Origin of the sequence: Bradyrhizobium sp. STM 3843 (assembly GCF_000239815.1) — a bacterium.
Taxonomy (GTDB): domain Bacteria; phylum Pseudomonadota; class Alphaproteobacteria; order Rhizobiales; family Xanthobacteraceae; genus Bradyrhizobium.
Window position 1 is genome coordinate 1 of record NZ_CAFK01000277.1, and the last position, 1289, is coordinate 1289.

The window sequence follows — 1289 nt, forward strand, 5'->3', positions numbered from 1 at the left end:
CCGGCCGCGGCCAGCCGTGCCGAGCTTCCGTGGCGCGGTGCATCGCTTCACCGTCGATGCGACGTGCACGGCTGCGTTGTCGAAGCTGGCGCGGGCGGAGGGTGCGACACTGTTCATTGTGCTGCTGGCGGCATTCGACATGCTGCTGTCGCGCTGGAGCGGGCAGGACGATGTCGTGGTCGGCACGCCGATTGCCGGACGGACCCGCGCCGAGACCGAGACCCTGATCGGGTTCTTCGTCAACATGCTGGCGCTGCGCACCGATCTCTCCGGGTCGCCGTCGTTCCGCGACCTGCTGCGGCGGGTGAAGGCTGCCGCGCTCGATGCCTATGCGCATCAGGAGCTGCCGTTCGAGAAGCTGGTGGAGGCGCTGCATCCGGTTCGCGACCTGAGCCGTGAGCCGATCTTCCAGGTGGTGTTCGCGCTGCAGAACGTGCCGCAGCAGGCGGGCCGGATGGCGGGACTGACGATCGCGCCGTTCGAGACCGGAGCGGTGGCTGCCAAGTTCGACCTGGAGCTGTCGATGGTGGAAGTGGATGGCGGGCTATCGGCGTCGCTGGTCTATGCCACCGATCTGTTCGATGCGCGCACGATCGCGCGACTGGTGGAGCACTTCATGCGCCTGCTGGACGGGATCGTGGCAGCGCCCGACCGTCCTGTCCGGGAGCTTGCGCTGCTGAGCGAAGCCGAGCAACGGCAGCTGATTGTGGACTGGAACGCAACGGCAGCGAGCTATCCGCAGGATGTCTGCCTGCATGAGCTGTTTGCCGAGCACGCCGCACGCCGGCCCGATGCCGTTGCTGTGGTGCTGGAGGGCCAGGAGCTCTGCTATGGCGAACTCGACCGCCGCGCCAACCAGCTCGCGCATCATCTGCAGCGCCTCGGCGTCGGGCCCGACGTGATTGTGGGTCTGTGCATGGAGCGCTCACTCGACATGGTGATCGGCGTGCTCGGCATCCTCAAGGCCGGCGGGGCCTATCTGCCGCTCGATCCGCGCTATCCGACCGAGCGGCTGGCCTACATGCTGGGGGATGCCAAGGTTCTGGTGCTGCTGACACAGCAGGCGGTGGCGGAGCGTCTGCCGGCGTCCAGCGCCAGGCTGGTGCGGCTCGATGCTGATAGGCAAGCGATCGTCGCTCAGCCTGAGACGGCACCGGCGAGCGGTGTCGATGCCGATCACCTGGCCTATGTGATCTACACCTCCGGATCGACCGGCAAGCCCAAGGGGGTGATGATCAGCCATCGCGGCATCATGAACCTGGCCGATGCGCAGCTGTCGCAGCTGCCGC

At 67.2% G+C, this 1289-nt stretch carries 1 protein-coding gene; it reads left to right on the forward strand.

Features of this window, described 5'->3' with window-relative positions; translation table 11 throughout:
- Positions 1–16: 16 nt before the first annotated feature.
- A partial coding sequence (locus tag BRAS3843_RS27855; RefSeq protein WP_244425490.1) for a condensation domain-containing protein occupies positions 17–1289 on the forward strand: 1273 nt, incomplete at its 3' end.